This is a genomic window from Microscilla marina ATCC 23134, assembly GCF_000169175.1.
Lineage (GTDB): Bacteria > Bacteroidota > Bacteroidia > Cytophagales > Microscillaceae > Microscilla > Microscilla marina.
The window spans coordinates 198,649-217,506 of the sequence record NZ_AAWS01000005.1 but is presented as its reverse complement, the minus strand read 5'-3'; the positions used below and the strand labels follow the sequence as shown (position 1 = coordinate 217,506).

Here is an 18,858-nt window from a genome sequence, read left to right as displayed (position 1 = left end):
TGATGTTTACAAAAGTTGCTATATACAACTTGTTGATATTTGTCTGCTCAAGTAAGAAAATTGACAAAAAACAAATCGGAAATTTAATCACAACTACTTCATATTTCAGAAAACGTGCCTGCTCTTTTTGGCAAAACATTCTTAAGGAAATGACTCCGAAATGTAACGATCATAGTGACTTTGCCAGAGATCAATCAATTAAGAATTGGTAGATGGATAAAAAAAAGAACCCAAACCTTTGCTGTAGTTCGGTTGGTTCCTTCAAAATCAGTTTAAATATTGTTTTTAGAAGGTGAAACAGGGCTCTCCAAACTTGTCTTCGGGGTAGTTTTTTCGGCTAATTTTAAACAAACTCTAAATGGCCGCTTTAACCACAGAGCGCTATGAAATTAAACAAGCCCTTATCAATAGACCCCTCGCTCTCCCCTACTTCTCTCTTTATCGATCAAAGGCTTGCTCAATGAATATTGGTTGCGTTGGCTTGCTGCCGATAAAAATAGTCTTTCATGGCATTTACATTGTTTGCGCAACCTCTCAGAGTGGTTACGTCTTCGCTGCTGGGATGGTATCGATGAATACCCACCAACAACGCCTAGGTTTGTTGTGTCATGGCCTACCTTATTATTTGCTCTCTTTGTTTTTTGCCACATACAAAATCAACTCTTTGCTGTTTTTCACCTCTAGCTTATCTATCAGGTTTCGGCGGTGGGTTTCTACTGTAGTGTCAGCAATAAACAATTGCTTACTTATTTCCTTCGTAGTCATTCCTTTGCCTATCAAGGCAAGTACTTCCTTTTCTCTTTTGGTCAATTTTACCTGAGGGTTTGGCTTGGCTTTTTTACTCTCTTGAATACTCTTAATGAGGGTATCGGTCACGGCTTTGCTAAAATACTCTTCGCCCGCATAAATGGTGCGAATAGCGTTAACTAGTTCACTAGCACCTCTATTTTTAAGAATATAACCCGAAGCACCCGCCGCAATGATTTCTTTGATGTAAGACTCGTTGTTGTGCATGGTCAAAATCAACACCTTGATGTTAGGATATTCAGTCCTGATCTTCCGGGTAGTTTCTAAGCCATCCTGTACAGGCATGTCTACGTCTAACACCGCAATGTCTACATCTAGTTGATTCAGTTCCAATAGTTTAAAAGCGTGGTGCCCGTTATAGGCAAGCCCTATTACTTCTATGTCATTGGTTACTTTAATCAACGCCTCTAGCCCCTCCAATACCATGTGGTGGTCGTCAGCAATAATTACTTTAATTTTTTCTTTGTCTTGCATAATGGTTTACTTTTTTGGTTGCTTGGTTTCTTCTATTTCGTTGGTTTCAAATGATACAGGAATGTCCAGCATCACTGCCGTGCCCTTGCCCAGGCTAGAGTCTATGCTGTGTGTTCCTGAGAGCAACTTTACTCTAGACTCAAGCCCCGCCAGCCCAATGCCCCTTTTAGTTTGAGCTTCTACCACATCAAAGCCCCGTCCATCGTCTTCTACGCTAATGTGCAAGTTGGCTTCTTTATGTTTCCAATAGAGTTGAATTTCTACCTCTTGAGCATCGGCATGCTTGAGCACATTGCCCAATAGCTCTTGTACAATGCGGTATACTTGCACCTCGTATTTGGCGGGCAGGCGTTGCTTTTCAAAGCCTGTATCTATCACCTCTATGGTCAAGGCTTGAGTATCTTCTATGTTTGATTTTAAGTCGTTGAGCGCGGGAATCAAGCCAAATTTTTGTAAGGCTTTCGCCGAAATATCGTGCGATACCTTGCGCACCGAGTTACAGGTTTCGTCGAGTAGGTTCATTGCCTTGTCATACCTTTGCTCGTGTTCGGGCTGTACCCAATCTACCGACTGGCTCAAGGCAGTAAATTGCATTTTCACCACCGATAACATCCCCCCTAACCTATCGTGCAAGTCTTGGGCTACCCGTTCGCGTTCTTTTTCTTGTCCTTCCAGCATTTTGCTCAAGGCAATAAACTCTTGGTCGTTGAGCAATTTATCTATTTTTTGTTGTTTTCGGTGCACCTTGCGGCGTTCCTGATAGTTTTTTACAATGGCAAACACAATGATGAGCAACAAGAGCAAACCTACCCCCAAAAAGTAGTTTGCCAAGGTTTGCCTAAACGAATATTCTTTGAGGTGGGCAAGTTCGGCACTTTTTATTTTTTGGTCTTTCTCCAGCAATTCGCGTTTATGTTTTTCCTTTTCGTAATTGTCTTTGTAATCCATTGCCTTTCGAAAGTTGGTTTCTAACGAATCGCGCGCATTTTTATATTGATCAAAGTATTGGAAGGCGTTGTCGTACTGTTCCATTTTGGCGTAGGCGTTGCTGAGGTTTTCTAATGCATCCTGACGGTTTGCCTTATCTCCCACCTTCTCCGAAAACTGCAATGCTTTAGTAAAATACTCGGTAGCATTTATGTATTTTTTGACCTTGGTCAATGCCAAACCTTGGTTGTTGTACGCTTGAGCAAGGGTCTGTAAATCATTTTTTTCAAGCGAAAGCGTAAGGCTTTTTTTTATAAAATATTGGGCACTGTCTACGCTGGCTAACTGTAAATAGGTTAAACCCATATTATTATATACCCCTTGAATATTTTGGGTAGAGCCTAACTTTTCTCGTAAGTGCAAGTTTTGGTAATAATACCTCAGGGCTCTTTCATAGTCACCTACTTTGTAGTGCAAAACCCCTAATTGATTATAAGTTTTGATTAAAAGCCTCTTATTTCGCCTTTTTTCAAAAATACCTACTGCTTTCAAGGTATATGTTCTGGCTGTTTTGAAATGATTTGTTTTTTGGTATAAACCACCCAAACCTAAATAACACTTCGCCAAACGATTAAGCCTTCTCTTTTTAGTATTTTGTTTGTATATATCTATAGCTTGCAAATAGAGCTGAATAGCAGAAGGAGTATTCCCGATATTTTTATAACAAATTGCCATATTAACCTTGCGAATCGCCAGATTTGATTTTTCAGCTTTTTTACTTTTTTTCAAAAACTGGAGGCTTCTCTGAAAGTATTTTAATGCTTTTTTATATTCCTTTTGTTGGAGCCAGGCCAAGCCTATTTGGTTATAAGAGCGAGCAACTCCATAATTATGCTGTAAGGCACTTTCAATGTCAAGCGCCTCACTGTAATATTTTAGCGCTGGCTCATACTCTCCCTTGTTCTTGTGCATCACCCCCAAACGATTATAAGCGGTAGCAAGCCCTGATTTATACTCAACTTGTTGGGCAAGTACTTTGGCTTGGGTAGCATAGCCTAAAGCAGCTTTATTGTCAAAGTTGCGGTGCAGCCAGGCAAGCTCGTTCAAGTCATCTACTTTTGCCGTATCAGGCAAGTTAGCTTGAACCACCCGTGCCTTAAGACTGTCAATCGTTTTGAGTTGGGTTTTGGTTTGGGCAAGGCAGGCAGAGGCAAGCAGTAGGTGGAGCGCCCAAGTATAAAATAGCTGTGTCATGGTGGTATAAGGATTGAGTTTGAAAGGTGAGCAAAATATTTTAAACACCTCAAATTCATTTTTTTTCTGTAAAAAAGAAATTGTTTGTTTCACTGTTTTCCTGGTTTTGTGCACTTAAGGAGGCAATGAGCCCTTTCTATACCTAAGAAAGTACCCATTGCCTATCATCATCTCATTCCAAGGTTGCCTTAGTCGCGGTCATCCGTTGGTTTTTCATCTTCACCAGCTTCATCATCAGAGGTACTCCCCTCACCTCCTGGCGCTTGTTGCGTCTGGTATACTATGCCAAAATTTGGGAAAGTGGGCTTTTGGAATGTTGCATTTAAAAATTTCATGACATTTAGTTTTTAAGTTTATAAATAAATTACGGTAGCAAATATCTGGGTTATGTTGCTTAGTTTTCTCCTCAAAACCAATGATTTTTCTCCTCAGGGTTTGTAAGGAAGTAAGTCAAATAAATTGGGGATAAGTTAGGCTAAAGTTGCTTTGCCTTCAGACTTTTGCAAGGCTGTTTTTTTCCGCTAAAGTAGCAAAATAGGCGATTCTAGGTAGGTAGATTGAGGTGATGACGCATAGGTGAACAGTGTGCACCAGCAAAGCATCAAAGTAACACGATTTTTTACGATATTTTGTTGCCAATTTCAAAAAATATGGCTAAGCTTACTTTCAACTCAACATTTAACAATCCATGCATTCATTTCCCCCCTCTTTCATTGAGGCACTCAAAACACAGGTGCAAGCCGAATATCAAGTAATTGTGCGCTATCGTGCCCTCAAAAACAACGCAAATGACCCCGAAATGCGCCAAAGCCACCAGGCGGAGATTGATTTGAGGCAGAAAAATATTGCCGAAATACAAGCAGACTTTCTACAACAAGCGCAGTACATGGGGGCTGCCGATGTGCCCCCCGACCAACTCGCAAATTTGATAAAAAAGGAAGTGGAGAAAATCACGGGGCAATCATTAGACGCAACAAAGGGGACAAACTCGCCCTTGCCGGTGGTGCTTACAGTGTTTGCCAACCCCAAACAAGACCTTGAGTACTTGACTCAAGAACAAAATGCTATTCAATCTACACTAATGCCTTTAGATGAGAAGCAATGCAAACACATAGTGAGAAGTGACACTCACTTGGCAGATTATTTTGAGTTTCTGAAAAAGTGGAAAAACCGCATTGCTATTTTTCATTATGGAGGGCACGCCAATAGTGTGGGGCTCAAGCTGGTAGACCACGATAGCTTTTTTACACCACTTGCCAAAGAACTTGCCCAACGTAATAAAGACTCGTTGCAATTGGTGTTTTTGAATGGTTGTTCTACTCATTCTCATGTGAAAACCTTGTTTGAGGCGGGGGTAAAATCAGTGATTGCTACACGGGTGGCGGTGGGCGATAAGCTTGCCAGCGATTTTGCCGTGCAGTTTTATGGCAATATTGCCAGTGGTGATAACATTCGAGAGGCTTTCGAGAGCACTTGCCATTATATAGGGGCTATGCAGGGGGGACAAGGCAAGAGGCATAGAATAGAGGCAACGCCTATGCTTTGGTGTGGGTCTACCACACGTAACCCTAAGGAGGACGAGGAGTTGCCTTGGCGATTGTACACGCTGGATGAGGCGTATCTTGAATATACTTTGCCACCTGAGGTGCCCCTTATAAGTAATGACAAGGTAGTAGAAAACAAGAACGTGTATAATCATGGGGAAGTAAAAAACCAAATCAACCATAGTAATATTGAGGGAGACGTCAATTTTTAGGATTGTTTCGCGAGGCGCCGCATAATAGGGAAGCATATCACTATAGAAATTAAGGCAAAAGAGTAAGGCTATGAAGTAAATAGAGTTGTTCTGCCATTGGCCCTAGCAAAACAACTCAACCTCATCATCCTACCCACACGATTTAAGCAAAGGGTTTGGTAATCCGAATATTTGCCTTAAGCTCGTTGAGCATAGAGTAGAGCCCAAAATAGGTGCGATTGAGGTACAACGAATGATGTGAACCGCGTGATTTGGTGCTTTCGCGTAGCTCTTTCATATTAGATAGTTTTTCTCCATACCTAAATAGTTCTTCAAAATAGGCATCATTGCCAAAATCGAAAGTATCGTACCTAAATGGGCGACACAATAGATCAATCATTTGCTGAAAAATGCCCTTAAAGAACTTGATTTCTTCGGGGGTATCGTCCTCATACAAAAACTGAAGCGCATACAACGCCTCATCGAGCAGCACTTCATTGTCCAGAATGTTGGGCTGAAGCACTACGAAGTATAAATCATAAAAATCGTGAGGAATTTCTTTGACACAACCAAAATCAATCACTCCCAAGGAGCCATCTTCGCGCATCAGAAAATTACCCGGATGAGGGTCGGCGTGTACTTTTTTGATGGTGTGCATCTGAAAGTCATAAAAATCCCACAACAGTTGTCCTATCTTGTTGCGCACTTCTTGCGAAGGGTTGGTTTGCATAAAATCAGTCAGGTGATCTCCCTCCAGCCAATCCATGGTCAAAATACGGGTACTTGAGTATTCAGGATAATAATTGGTAAACACCAAGTCGCCCAGGTTGGCAGCTCTGATTGCTTCCGATATTTCAACCGAACGCGCCAGCTCCAGCTCATAGTTGGTTTCTTCGGTGAGCTTTTCTTTTACTTCGCCCATGTACTTGTCTATGTCTTTCTCATTGAGCTTGAGTAAACGCTGGGCAAAAGGGCGTACCATTTTCAGGTCAGACTCTATGCTATCGGCTACCCCAGGATACTGCACCTTTACCGCCAGTTTTTTGTCGCCAATAAAGGCCTCGTGTACTTGCCCTATAGAAGCAGCATTGACGGCTTCCATATTAAATATATCAAAAATTTCCTGAGGCGATTTACCAAAGTATTGCTTGAAAGTTTTGACTACCAACGGTCCCGACAAGGGGGGCGCATTGTATTGAGCCATCGTAAAGCGGTCGGTGTAGGCTTTGGGCAATACGTTTTTCTCCATACTCATCATTTGGGCTACCTTAAGGGCGCTTCCCTTAAGCTCGCTCAACGAGTTATAAATATCGCGGGCGTTGTCTTCATGTAACTGCTCTTTACTAAGTGAAGGGTTGACCGCTTTTTTTGCGTAATGCTTGATATAGTTGCCTCCCACTTTTACACCTGTTTTCACAAATTTGGTGGCACGTTGAACTTTTGATGTAGGTATTTTTTTTTGTGACTTCATTCGTTAATGTTTAAGCTGAGTTGCCCGCTATGCGGAATTTACAACGGGGTAAAAGCAACCAGAGTTTTTGTACGATTATCAATGCAACGCTTTACGCAACCATTCTAACAATGTAATAATGAGCGAAGCGCAACAATATTATCTACTTACTTCATTCTGCTTTGGAAAGCAAACTTCATAAAATCAAAGGCAGAGTCAAACGGGGTTTGCCCCATCAGATCGAAACCGAGGTTGGCCGATTTTTCGATAAAAGTATCGGTTTTTTCAAACGCTTTGCTGGTATCTTTGATCCAAAACTTAAGAATAGTAAGTACCTGCACCCACAGCGCCTTGGCGTATTGCTTGGTAATGTATGGGCGCTCGACAATTTCGCCACTTTCCAACCCCTCATTGACCAACATGTGACAATATTCTTTAAACGCTTGCTTAAACTCTTTGAATACTTTGAAGTCTTCGGGACGTATCCCCCGACTTTTTTTAGCGTTGTATACTGCCAGTATAAAACTACGCTTGCCTTTGAGTTCTTCTATCCAGGTAAAATAAAAAGCCAATAACTTTTCGCGCACGGTATAGCTGGCATACACCTCGTCTTGCTCTATGCGGTCTACAGTTTTGTCAAAAAAGCTTTTCCAAATGTCGTTTTCTACGGCATCTACGGTAGTGTAGTGCTGGTAAAACTCTTCTTCGGGTAAATCGATAAACTTACACAGCTTATACGCCGAGCCGGGAGCTTCGTTGTGCTCAAGTACATAAGTAAGGTAGCCTTCTCTTATTTTCTCGTCTGTTTTCTCTTCTGGTTTTGTTGTCATTTTTTCCAGTTTATATATGTATTACAAGGTTTTTGTCAAAATTGTATGTATATGTGTATGTAACTTGACAGAGAAGAGGAAAGTTTGAAAAAAGTTGAGAGTTAATAGTTGGGAGTCAAGAGTCGGGAGTTAGTAGCCCCAGCAAGTTTTAAGCGACAAATCGAAAACCACCTCCTATTCCATAGGTAGCTAACAAATTCATAGCACACTTATTTTCAGTGATTTATGAATTTGTTAGTTAGTAGTTGGGAATTGGGAGGATTCTACCACCTGAAGCGGTTAGCCTCGAAAACCTGCCAGATTTTTTTAGCGTCGTCATAAAATTCTGGTAGGTTGGATGTTGGTTTTAATATAGACAATCCAATTCAAACCACTACCCCACGCAAAGGTCTTACCGCAGGGTGACCTGAGTAATGCTCTAATGTACGCAAATAACTTATTTTAGGAATTGCGTGAAAAAAAATAATTACAGGATTCCGAATGAGCAAGTGTTCCGTCATTCACCGAAGTTATCAAGCTAAATCCTGAACCAATACAGGAGAAGGTAGCTGTTTGTATACTAGGATTAAAGTGATTACCTGCGGTGAGCTCGTCACAGCAAGCTGCCCCGATGAATCGGGATTTATAAATAGACTCGGTTTTAGGATTTACAGGATTAGCTGAAGCTGAGCTCAGCACAGCAAAGCTGTAGCTTCGGTTGATTAATGTTGGTATTCAGACAATTAGTCAAAATCCATCCTCAAAACCATTTTTGTTTAAGTGTAAATCGTAATTACGCTTTTGGCTTATATCCTACGGCGCCATAATACAGGATATAAAAATAGCTCACCAACGGTACTAAAAATGATAGCTGAATAAACCCTTGGTCGATGATAATGCTTTGCAAAGGAGGTAAAATGGCTCCGCCTACTATAGCCATCACTAGCAATGATGAACCTTGGCTGGTGTATTTGCCTAAGTCTTTGATTGCCATAGTAAAAATGTTAGACCACATAATAGAGTTGAACAAACCAATGCTAATGACTGCCCAAAAAGCAAGTTTTCCCGTGCCCAATATCACTATGAGCAACAAAGCAATGATGATGACGCTAAAAATGCTCAAAGAACGCGAAGGACTTGATTTTCCCCACAAAAAAGCAAAATAGTTGAGCGACAAAAAGAGAAGAAAAACGCCTACATTGTCGAAAGCCAGCAACTGAAGGGTAATATTTCCCTCATCTTTTTTGATGCCAGTGATCAAGTAAATAAAGGCGAACACTCCCAATGAAATCAACGCCATCATAATATACTTGGTACTTGCTTTTGCTTTGCCCAACGACACAGTACCCATCAAACGGCCAATCATGAGCCCGCCCCAATAATAGGCAAGAAAATAATTTGCCGACTCACGGCTCAAGCCCGAAATGTGGTCGAGCATCAGAAACTTAACCAGCCAACTACCCACCGACACCTCGGCTCCTACATAAAAAAAGATGGCAAGTGCCCCCAGGCGTAAATGTTTAAACTTGAGCACCCCCCAGCCCTTTTCTATTTTTTCGTTGTTCTGAAAAAGCGGCAACGAAGTAAATCGCACCACCAACGCCAGCACCAAAAAAATAACTCCATACAACAAATAGGTTTTGCCTACCGATACCGAGGTAGCCACACCATTTGAAAACACCCTAAAAATAAGCAATACTCCAATAAGTGGCCCTACCGTAGTACCCAACGAGTTGAGCCCCTGGGCCAGGTTTAGCCTACTAGAAGCGGTTTCGGGAGCACCTAATAATGCCGCATAAGGGTTGGCACAAATCTGTAATAAGGTAACCCCAGTGGCCAACACAAACAGGGCAAGCAAAAATACGCCATAAGAGGCTGTCTGGGCTGCCGGATAAAAACTCATACAACCTACTCCACTGATGGCTAAACTAATGGCCATGCCGTTTTTATAGCCTATTTGGTTGACGGGGTCTTTGCCCGATCGGGCGGAAATAAGGAAGTATAGTAAAGAAATGATAAAAAATGCCCCAAAGAAACAAAGCTGAATCAAAGATTGCTGCAAGGCAGAGAGTTTAAATATTTTCTCAAAGCTATTGATCAACACGTCGTTCATGACGGTGATAAAACCCCACATGAAAAACAAAAAGGTAATGACTAAAAATGGTTGTCGGTAGTCTTTGCCTGTAGCGCTAGAGCGGGTATTGGGTGCAGGTGTATGGGTTGTTTGCATTTGATAGTTGCTCGTTTTTGATGATGGTATGACTAAATCGGGGCGAATATACTCATGACGGGTTAAAGTATGATATTTTTGGGCACCTTTAGTTAGAAAGTACTTGCTGTGATAGGCGCAACATGAAGCACCAATATAGGGCTTGTCGTTTAAAGTTTGTTTACAAAACAAGGTGTACCTAGTCGAGGTTATGCCAACATCCCATTTATAGAGCACCTCATATTTTAACTAAATATCTCCTCCCCTACTCCCTTTAGCACTTAGCCTTGTCTACCTAATAAATACTTACAGGAAATTAACCAAAAAACATTTCACCCTCAAAAACTTCATGTATTATGAAAACAAGCATTCAATTAAAAAACACCCTGCTTCAGGTGCAGTTGCTTGCCCTGATGCTGTTGATTGGGTTTGGCGCGCAAGCACAAAAAAAGCGCCCTAAAACCCTGTCCCCCTACTTTTTAGTCAAAAGTAAAAACTCTAAGGTAGACCAAATGCCCCTGAAAGAAACAAAGGTAGATGTAAACGTGGCAGGGGTCATTGCCGACGTAACCGTAACTCAGGTATACAAAAACGAAGGTAAAAATACTTTGGAAGCCATTTATGTGTTTCCGGGGTCTACTCAGGCGGCAGTATATGCCATGACAATGACCATAGGCGAACGTAAACTCATTGCCAAAATAGAAGAAAAAGGCAAAGCCCGTGCACAATACGAGGCTGCCAAAAAACAAGGAAAGACGGCTTCATTGCTAGAACAACACCGCCCCAATGTTTTTCAAATGAATGTGGCGAATATTTTGCCCAAAGACTTGATCAAAGTAGAGCTACATTATACCGAACTGTTGGTGCCCACCGATGGTGTGTACGAATTTTCTTACCCCACTGTAGTAGGCCCGCGCTACTCTGATACTCCTGCCGCTAAAGCTACCGCTGGCGAAAAATGGGTCAAAAACCCTTACCTCAAAGAAGGAAGTAAGCCTAATTATACTTTTGATATCAACACCACCATCAACGCTGGCATGCCTATTCAACAAATGGCGTGTACCTCGCACAAAGTGAACGTAAACTATCAGGACAAATCTACTGGGGTAATCAAGCTGAAAAAATCAGAAAAATTTGGTGGCAACCGCGATTACATTGTACGTTATCGTTTGGCAGGCAGTAAAATTCAGTCAGGATTGCTTTTATACGAAGGCGAAAACGAAGTGGCAAGCGGCAAAGAAGAAGACAACGAAAATGCCGAGAAGTTTTTCTTAATGATGATGCAACCCCCTAAGGCACCCAAAAACAGTCAAATCCCTCCCCGAGAGTATGTGTTTATTGTAGATGTATCGGGCTCTATGCACGGGTTTCCTTTGAGTGTGTCTAAGCGGTTGTTGAAAAACCTGATAGGCAAACTACGCCCCAAAGACAAATTTAATGTGATGTTGTTTGAAAGCAGCAACCAGATGATGTCGCCCGAATCTATGGAGGCAACTCAAGCAAATATCCAGAAGGCTTTTGGGGTAATAGACCAACAAAGAGGCGGAGGTGGCACCCGCTTATTGCCTGCCCTCAAAAAAGCCCTTGCGTTTAAACAAACTAAAGATTACTCACGCTCTTTTGTAGTAGTAACCGATGGGTATGTGACTGTAGAAAAAGAAGCTTTCGATTTGATTCGCAATAACCTGAACCGCGCCAACTTGTTTGCTTTTGGCATTGGCTCATCGGTCAATCGTTTTCTGATAGAAGGAATGGCACGTGCCGGAATGGGCGAACCTTTTATAGTAACCCACGGTACAGAAGCTGACGTAAAGGCAGAAAAGTTTCGCAACTATATTCAAAACCCAGTGTTGACCAATATTAAAATCAAGTATGATGGGTTTCAAGTGTACGACACTGAGCCCTGGGCAGTGCCCGATGTGTTTGCCGAGCGCCCTATCATTGTATATGGAAAATATAAGGGCAAGCCTACCGGCAAAATCACGGTAACAGGTTTGTCGGGCAACAAAACCTACAGTAAAACGATCAAGGTAAGTTCGGCCACTCAGGAAAACAATCAGGCGATTCGCTACTTGTGGGCAAGAGAACGCATCAAACTACACGATGATTATCGCAAGTATTATGGTGCCAACCGCCAAAAGCATATTAAAAAAATTACTGAGTTGGGGCTCAAGTACAACCTGCTTACTCAATACACTTCTTTTATTGCTATATCGCCAGAGGTAAGAAACAAAGAAGGCAAAATAGTATCGGTAAAACAACCCTTGCCCTTACCCAAGGGAGTATCTAAACACGCTATAGGCAACAACCGATCGGTAAACTATAATACTAGCTCGGGGGCAGGTTATAAAAGGGCAAAAGTATACCGTCCAAGAACACGACATATAAGGAAAAACGATGTAAAATCGTCTACTCCACCCGCTACTGTACACCTAAGGGGGATAAGTTCAATAAACGCTGAAGATAAAGGCTTGCAAGAGGTAGTGGTAACGGCTATACCAGGCAAGCACAAAAAAGACCATAAGCCAAAGTTACCTGCCCTCAACCGGGTATATCATCAGGTACAAACTGGCGAGACACTTGCCACTATTGCTAAAAAGTACCATACCAGTGTTGCCGAGCTTCAACTTTGGAACAACTTGGGCAAAAGCCCTTCGCTCAAAACAGGTAAAAAATTAACAATATATATTTCTAAAAAAACATATACTGTAAAAACGGGCGATTCGCTCAAGAAAATAGCCCGACGCTTTGGGGTGAAAACCCGCCAAATAAAAACCTGGAACAAGTTGCCAAGCAAGCGACTCAAGGTGGGACAAAAGCTTCTCATTTATGGTAGGTAGTTATTATTCATAATAGTCCATAGTATTTAGTCAATAGCTGATTCGAGTAAATGTTCACCTTGTTAAATGCTGTAAACCAGTATTTTATATTAAGATTGTGTGCTCGCTTTATTTTTAAAAGTGTTTCGGCTTTACGCCTAAACACCCAATTAAATAGTTTTTAAATTCATCAATAACTGATAACCAGCAACCAACTTTGGCTAAAATCACTGCGGAGTATTGTATTCATACACCTTTATTTATTCTTATGCACAAAAACAACTGTCCACTGGGCGGTTGTTTTTTTTATCTGGATACCCAACCCTGCGTTGCCTGGACAAACAAATGTCAAGACAAAAGCCGGGTAAACACTTACCTAAAAACAGGTACATACCACAGGCTCATTTTCGCCCAAAATCACGGGTAGCCTGTCGTCAGGCAAAACCTAATGATTGTCTATTGGCTAAATGACAATTATCATTTTAATAATTTGCCTGAACTTCTATCTTTGTATCAGTTTATTAGATATTACAATAGTCCATAGTATTTAGTCCATAGTCCATAGCTGATTCGAGTAAATATTTACCTTATTAAATACTGTAAACCGAACTTGTGAGCTCAACGAAGTTAATCAGTAGTTTATACTAAAGTTGTTTACCTACTTTATTTTTAAAAGGGTTTCAGTTTTAGGTCTAAACGTGCAATTAAATAGTTTTTAAAATCATAACCTACTGATAACCGAGCCTCTGGCGAGTCCTTAGATACCGATGTATATCGGTGCTCAACAAAGTTAATCAGTAGTCAACTTTGGCTAAAATCACTGCGGAGTATTGATATTGTAAACAATCAAATTATCAACACACTGAATAAAATTACCGTTATGAAAAAAATACTTGTCCCCATCGATTTTTCTGAGCAATCAATCAACGCATTTAATGTAGCCAAAAATATAGCCCAAAAAGCAGAGGCAGAGATACTTTTGCTGAATGTAATAGAGCCTTATATGCCGTTTTCTGAGGTAGGCTACACTGCCACCGAACAAGACTATATTTCGCACTTGAAAGACACCTCTATCAGCCACTTAAAAAGAATGGCAGAGGAAGACCACGGTGTAAAAGTAAGTTCTCAGGTAGAGATAGGCAGTATTTTTAAAGTCATTAAAACTTATATTACCGATCAAGCCATTGACCTGGTGGTAATGGGCACACAGGGTGCCAGTGGGTTGGAAGAAATATTGATTGGCTCGAACACCGAAAAAATAGTGAGAACTTCTGCCTGCCCTGTACTTACGGTGCGCAACACTGCCGATAGTTTTGAGGTGAAGGCATTGGTATTTGCCACTAACCTACGCCAAGAGCAAGTAAAGGCAGTAGAGATACTCAAAGAGTTCCAACAGTTTTTTGGCGCGCACATTCATCTGGTGTATGTAAATACCCCCAATGCTTTTTTGAGCTCGCACGAGATCAAAGAGCAAAGTGATGAGTTTGTAAAAAAAGCGAACCTCGAAAACTTTACCCTGCACGTAGAGTCTGATGTAAACGAAGAAATTGGGGTAATTCACGCTGCCGAAAACCTGGGGGTAGATATGATTGCTATGGGTACACATCAACGCAAAGGCTTGGCGCATTGGTTTGCGGGTAGTATAGCCGAAGATGTCGTGAACCATGCCAATCGTCCGGTACTCACTTTTGGATTAAAAAACTAACCACTCAAAGGTGGCTCATATAAACTATCCCAATCATTTAGATACAGTGCCCAAAAGCACTGACTCAATTATATTATAATAAGCACAGTGTTAATCGGCAGGTTTTGGGGCAACCCTTATCACCTGTCGGTTTTTTTGTGCATAACAGTTGAGTGTTTGAAGACACTATATGTGTATTACAACTAAATTTATAATGTACCTAAAAAACCGTTCAGAAACTCTACTCTTGTTTTATAACCAGGACGACAAAAGGTTAAAATGCAAAGCGTTGCTTCTCCCAATACTTTGCTTTCAAATACATTTTTAACCCCTCAAATAAGCTCCTATTTTCCTTCAACACAGTAAATCAGGTCAAAATAATTTATTATATTTAAAATTAAATACAATATAAATTACCAGTAAAATAAACAAAACCCCTATAATAAATGTTATAACTTGTATTTCAAGATCAAAAGCACTACAACAAAATATTTCATATCACGAAATAAACTACCTTCCATATTTTCCCGGTGTTAACCTGGCATGAAGTCAGTTGTTTACCTAATATCCCTCTGCTGGATGTATAAGCCACTGATTTATTTACTACTTACAAAGATGAGTATTATTACGGTTAACTGCTATTTATTCACAGTGCATCCCAAAGTTTACTTATTGCATTATACAATCATTTCCACAAAATGTTTCTGCTTACTTTTTGTATACCTCCTTTTTTGCCCAAAAAACCCTAAAAAATCTAACCTTACAGCCATTGTTTTACACAAACAACCAAGGGTTACGACTCAAAATATTCGAGCATCGCCATCGCCCAATTATATTACACAACTATTACAAATAAAAAATTATGAACAAACCACCGCTATTTAAAATCTACCTATTGTTGATATGCTTGCTGGGTTGCGTACTGAGCACAAACGCACAACAAACCGAGGCTCACCGTCATCAGGCAAGTGGTGCTTTGGCATCAGGACAGTTTTATGCTACAGCAGACGCCAAGCATGCGCTTGCGTTGAAAAAAGAGTTGCCCAACGATATTTTTATTCTTGCCACTAAGTATGGAGTAAGTGCCATAAAGCTGACTGAAAAAGGCGCCCATGAACTGCACCACAAAGTATTGGTACATGGGCCTGGCTATGTATATAAAAACAGTCTGGCAAGTGCACTTGAGGCGTTGAACAACCCAGTGAGTAAAGCCAAACAACAAAGAAGAACTGTAGCCTTTAATTATACCATTGACCAGGATGCCAAGGTATTGCAAAGTCTTGGAATGGTAAACAACATCAACATTCAGAATACAATTCTAGACTTGGTAAGCTACGGTACGCGTTATCACACCAAAAGCTCGGCTACCCAATCGGCTATAGACCTCAAAGCTAAGTGGGAAGCGCTGGCTGTAGGTAGAAGCGATATTTCGGTACGTTTGGTAAACCACACCAGTTCTAATATGCCTTCGGTTGTTATGACTATTCAAGGAGCCGAAAACCCTGACGAGTTTGTGATCATTGGCGGGCACCTCGACAGTACAAACCCCAGTAACAACAACAATGCGCCGGGGGCAGACGATGACGCTTCGGGCATTGCCACCATTACCGAGGCAGCCAGGGTATTGATAGATATGAACTACAAACCCAAGCGTACTATAGAGTTTATGGCGTATGCCGCCGAAGAGGTGGGTTTGAGGGGATCTAATGAAATAGCTCAAGACTACAAAAACAGAAATGTAAACGTGATAAGTTATGTACAGTTTGACATGACCAACTACAATGGCTCGTCAAATGATGTGTACATTGTAAACGACTCTTATACCGACAATGCCCTGAACACGTTTTTGACCCAGTTGATGGACCATTACAATGCTTCGGGCACCCACAAACTTACTTATGGTACAACCAAATGTAACTATGGTTGCTCTGACCACTATAGCTGGGCACAAAAAGGATACGATGCGGCTTTTCCACTAGAGGCCAGCTTTCAGGGATCAAACCCTCACATACACACTGCCAACGATACTTATCAGAATTTCCCTACGGCCAACTCGGTGCACGCCCAAAAATTTGTAAAACTAGCCCTTGAGTTTTTGATAGAGGTAAGTAAGTCGAGCGATGTTAACAATAATTGTGCAGTACCCACCAACCTCAACGCTTCTTCTATAGGCAGCACCTCGGCTACCTTGTCTTGGTCTGGCAGCGCCAATAGTTACAATGTACGCTATAGAGCCCAAGGTAGCAGCAACTGGACTGCACTGAACACCAGTGGTACCTCTGCCAATGCAAGTGGTCTATTGCAAGGCACAGGGTATGAGTTTCAGGTAAGAGGGGTATGTACAGGAGGTAATTCCAGTTATTCGGCTTCGGCTAATTTTACTACCACTGGTACTCCCACCTGCAACGGTATCACGGTTTTTCCTTATACCGAAAGCTTTGAGTCGGGTACGGGAGTATGGACCCAAGGCAACACTGATAATATAGACTGGAGTCGTGACAACAACGGTACTCCTTCTAACAATACCGGGCCGTCAAGTGCCGCAGATGGCAACTATTATATGTACATAGAGGCTTCGTCGCCTAACTACCCCAGCAAAACGGCTGATTTGGTAAGCCCTTGTGTCAAGCTTTCTGACTTGTCGGCTCCACAACTTAGCTTCAAATACCACATGTATGGTGCAGGTATGGGAACCCTGAAAGTACAGATAAGCACCAATGGAGGCAGTAGTTGGACTGACTTATGGTCTGAGAGTGGCAACCAAGGCAACACTTGGAATGAAGCAACTATTGACCTACCTACGTCGTCAAGTGTCATTACTTTACGCTTTCGCGGAATTACCGGAAACAACTACACCAGTGATATTACCATAGATGAGCTACGCATTGGAGAAAAAACCGTGGCTCCGCTCAACTACTGCGCCTCTAAGGGCAACACAGTAAGCGATGAATGGATTGGCAGGGTAAGGGTTGGCAGCATTGACAACAGCTCTAGCAATTCTAACGGAGGTTACTCTGATTTTACGGCGCAATCGACCAACCTGAGTAAGGGCAACAGCACTGACATTACCATTAACCCTGCCTGGGGTGGGCAAACTTACTCTGAAGGGTACGCGGTATGGATAGATTACAATCAAAATGGGGTGTTTACTGATAGTGGTGAATTGGTGTTTTCTCAGAATAGCACCAGTTCCAGCCAGGTAAGCGGTTCTTTTACTGTGCCCGCAGGCGCTGCTACTGGTAGTACCAGAATGAGGGTATCTATGAAATACAACGCAACGCCTACTTCTTGTGAGAGTTTTACTTATGGCGAGGTAGAAGATTATACGGTAAACATTGGAGGCAATGCCTTTGCCAAACAAACTGCTTTGGCAAGCTTTGTTGCCAACAATGCGGCCTTAGAAAAACTAGGCAGTACTTCTTCCCGATTTGCCCCCAACCCTACTTCAGGCTTTACGAGCATAGCAGTAGGCAAAGAGGTGTTTGAGGTAAAGGTGTTTGACTTGTATGGGGTAGAGTTGAAAAATATAGCTTATAAGCATAAAAGCGAACACATTGTACTGGATGTGTCAAGGTTGCGTGCTGGACAATACCTGGTAATTATGAAAAATAAAGATCAAGTCAAGGCAGAACGATTGGTGAAGGAATAAATATGCTGCCTTGTCTGGTAACATACGTAGGTTTTTAATTGGCTGCCTGATTGTATTGTACGGTCAGGCAGTTTTTTAGCATAAGGGAGCAACCAGTAAATAAAGTACGTGTTTTCAGTGAGAGGTTTTGGTTGGAGGCGAGATGGCAACATCCAGTGAATGTTGAGCCAGCCTGTGCGACGGTTGCGAGCGTAGCCATAGCTACGGTCAAAAAATTTAACGACGCATCAGGGCGAAACATCCGCTGTCAAATGCGTATACTATTTGTGGTTACTCCCTAAAACTGACACAATGCTTAAAATTTGCCCCAGGGCTTTTAAACCCGCCAAACCTCCAACTCCTCTCCGGCGGCAAAATCGCGCAGTAATTGTTGGGCAGCGTCTAATGCTTGCGCTAAATGAGCGTGCCCGCCAAAATTGAGAAAAACCAATAGCACTTTTTGGGTGTCGTTGGTGATGCAGGTACGGGTAGAGTCGCTGGTAGGGCTGCCAAAAGCCCCTGAAGCATCGCGAAAAACCGGCAAATTTTCAATGTTGATATTACCTCGCCCAATGGCTTCATAAGGTTCATTTGCTTGCCCTAAGTCGAGCAAAATATCGCCGGCTATTTTGTCCAGGTCATAGCCACCAATAGAAAACCCCGTATCGATAGACAAGCAGTTGATAATGTCTACCACATTGTTGATCTGATACAAGTCTTGCCCCTTGACAATGCGTCGATGCAACGCCTCGGCTGACAAGCGATAACGGCTAGGTGCTTTGCCCAATGCTTTGTAAGCCATTCGTGATGAAGCAATTGCCGGAATGTCCTTAATCTTATCCATAGGGAGGTCTTTTTTTGCCTCGTACAACGCCAGCATTTTTTGCCATAAGGCGTCATTTTTTGCCTGAAGCTGTATACTGGCAGACAAACAACCCAACTCTAGCTGAGGGCAAAGTGCTTTGATCTTGTCTGTAATTTTTATTTGTTTCATAGAAATTATTTCTAAGTAAAACGACAAAAATCGCCTGCTCCATCAAACAACGTTCAGGTGTGATCTTC

Annotated in this window: 11 protein-coding genes; 4 read left to right on the top strand and 7 right to left on the bottom strand. The window is 41.9% G+C overall.

Annotation, left to right across the window (positions count from 1 at the left end; genetic code table 11):
- Nucleotides 1-621 precede the first annotated feature (621 nt).
- From M23134_RS05940 to M23134_RS40960, 3 genes are all read right to left on the bottom strand, one after another.
- Nucleotides 622-1,281 carry a response regulator transcription factor gene (locus tag M23134_RS05940; RefSeq protein WP_002694577.1) on the bottom strand — a complete coding sequence of 220 codons (660 nt, stop codon included), beginning with the start codon at nt 1,279-1,281 and terminating at the stop codon, nt 622-624.
- Between the two features lie 6 nt (nt 1,282-1,287).
- Nucleotides 1,288-3,462: an ATP-binding protein gene (locus M23134_RS05935; RefSeq protein ID WP_157558357.1), complete on the bottom strand. Its 2,175-nt coding sequence runs from the start codon at nt 3,460-3,462 to the stop codon at nt 1,288-1,290.
- Nucleotides 3,463-3,650: 188 nt separating this feature from the next.
- Nucleotides 3,651-3,797 carry a hypothetical protein gene (locus M23134_RS40960; RefSeq protein ID WP_002694575.1) on the bottom strand — a complete coding sequence of 49 codons (147 nt, stop codon included), beginning with the start codon at nt 3,795-3,797 and terminating at the stop codon, nt 3,651-3,653.
- Between the two features lie 353 nt (nt 3,798-4,150).
- Here M23134_RS40960 and M23134_RS05930 point away from each other — a divergent pair, with 353 nt between their 5' ends.
- Entirely contained in the window at nt 4,151-5,218 is a 1,068-nt protein-coding gene (locus tag M23134_RS05930) for a CHAT domain-containing protein (RefSeq protein ID WP_002694574.1), read from the top strand.
- A 142-nt stretch (nt 5,219-5,360) separates the two neighbouring features.
- On the opposite strand, the gene M23134_RS05925 is transcribed toward M23134_RS05930, so the two are convergent.
- The 3 genes from M23134_RS05925 to M23134_RS05915 all read right to left on the bottom strand — a co-directional run bounded on the left by M23134_RS05925 (nt 5,361) and on the right by M23134_RS05915 (nt 9,686).
- A complete protein-coding gene (locus M23134_RS05925) occupies nt 5,361-6,668 on the bottom strand; it encodes an ABC1 kinase family protein (RefSeq protein WP_002694573.1) in 1,308 nt (435 codons plus the stop codon).
- A gap of 146 nt (nt 6,669-6,814) precedes the next feature.
- Nucleotides 6,815-7,477, bottom strand: a complete 663-nt coding sequence (locus M23134_RS05920) for a TetR family transcriptional regulator C-terminal domain-containing protein (protein ID WP_002694572.1) — start codon at nt 7,475-7,477, stop codon at nt 6,815-6,817.
- 772 nt (nt 7,478-8,249) lie between these two features.
- Entirely contained in the window at nt 8,250-9,686 is a 1,437-nt protein-coding gene (locus M23134_RS05915; RefSeq protein ID WP_002694570.1) for a sugar MFS transporter, read from the bottom strand.
- Nucleotides 9,687-10,021: 335 nt separating this feature from the next.
- Between M23134_RS05915 and M23134_RS05910 the strand changes: the two genes are divergently transcribed.
- From M23134_RS05910 to M23134_RS37590, 3 genes are all read left to right on the top strand, one after another.
- On the top strand, nt 10,022-12,505 hold the full coding sequence (locus M23134_RS05910; RefSeq protein ID WP_002694569.1) for a VIT domain-containing protein: 2,484 nt from the start codon (nt 10,022-10,024) through the stop codon (nt 12,503-12,505).
- Between the two features lie 859 nt (nt 12,506-13,364).
- Nucleotides 13,365-14,189 (top strand): universal stress protein, encoded by an 825-nt coding sequence (locus M23134_RS05905; RefSeq protein ID WP_002694567.1) that lies wholly within the window; start codon nt 13,365-13,367, stop codon nt 14,187-14,189.
- A gap of 841 nt (nt 14,190-15,030) precedes the next feature.
- Nucleotides 15,031-17,817 carry a M20/M25/M40 family metallo-hydrolase gene (locus tag M23134_RS37590; protein WP_053337256.1) on the top strand — a complete coding sequence of 929 codons (2,787 nt, stop codon included), beginning with the start codon at nt 15,031-15,033 and terminating at the stop codon, nt 17,815-17,817.
- Between the two features lie 316 nt (nt 17,818-18,133).
- Here the strand turns inward: M23134_RS37590 and M23134_RS05895 are convergent, their stop codons facing one another.
- Complete coding sequence (locus M23134_RS05895; protein WP_002694564.1) at nt 18,134-18,790, bottom strand: B3/B4 domain-containing protein; 657 nt, start codon at nt 18,788-18,790, stop codon at nt 18,134-18,136.
- Nucleotides 18,791-18,858 lie beyond the last annotated feature (68 nt).

What these genes read in the sequence shown, in the direction of transcription:
- M23134_RS05910 (WP_002694569.1), top strand. Translation starts at nt 10,022, where the DNA reads ATGAAAACAAGCATTCAATTAAAAAACACCCTGCTTCAGGTGCAGTTG.
- M23134_RS05925 (WP_002694573.1), bottom strand. Translation starts at nt 6,668, where the DNA reads ATGAAGTCACAAAAAAAAATACCTACATCAAAAGTTCAACGTGCCACC.
- M23134_RS05905 (WP_002694567.1), top strand. Translation starts at nt 13,365, where the DNA reads ATGAAAAAAATACTTGTCCCCATCGATTTTTCTGAGCAATCAATCAAC.
- M23134_RS05935 (WP_157558357.1), bottom strand. Translation starts at nt 3,462, where the DNA reads ATGACACAGCTATTTTATACTTGGGCGCTCCACCTACTGCTTGCCTCT.
- M23134_RS05930 (WP_002694574.1), top strand. Translation starts at nt 4,151, where the DNA reads ATGCATTCATTTCCCCCCTCTTTCATTGAGGCACTCAAAACACAGGTG.
- M23134_RS37590 (WP_053337256.1), top strand. Translation starts at nt 15,031, where the DNA reads ATGAACAAACCACCGCTATTTAAAATCTACCTATTGTTGATATGCTTG.
- M23134_RS05915 (WP_002694570.1), bottom strand. Translation starts at nt 9,686, where the DNA reads ATGCAAACAACCCATACACCTGCACCCAATACCCGCTCTAGCGCTACA.
- M23134_RS05940 (WP_002694577.1), bottom strand. Translation starts at nt 1,281, where the DNA reads ATGCAAGACAAAGAAAAAATTAAAGTAATTATTGCTGACGACCACCAC.
- M23134_RS05920 (WP_002694572.1), bottom strand. Translation starts at nt 7,477, where the DNA reads ATGACAACAAAACCAGAAGAGAAAACAGACGAGAAAATAAGAGAAGGC.
- M23134_RS40960 (WP_002694575.1), bottom strand. Translation starts at nt 3,797, where the DNA reads ATGAAATTTTTAAATGCAACATTCCAAAAGCCCACTTTCCCAAATTTT.
- M23134_RS05895 (WP_002694564.1), bottom strand. Translation starts at nt 18,790, where the DNA reads ATGAAACAAATAAAAATTACAGACAAGATCAAAGCACTTTGCCCTCAG.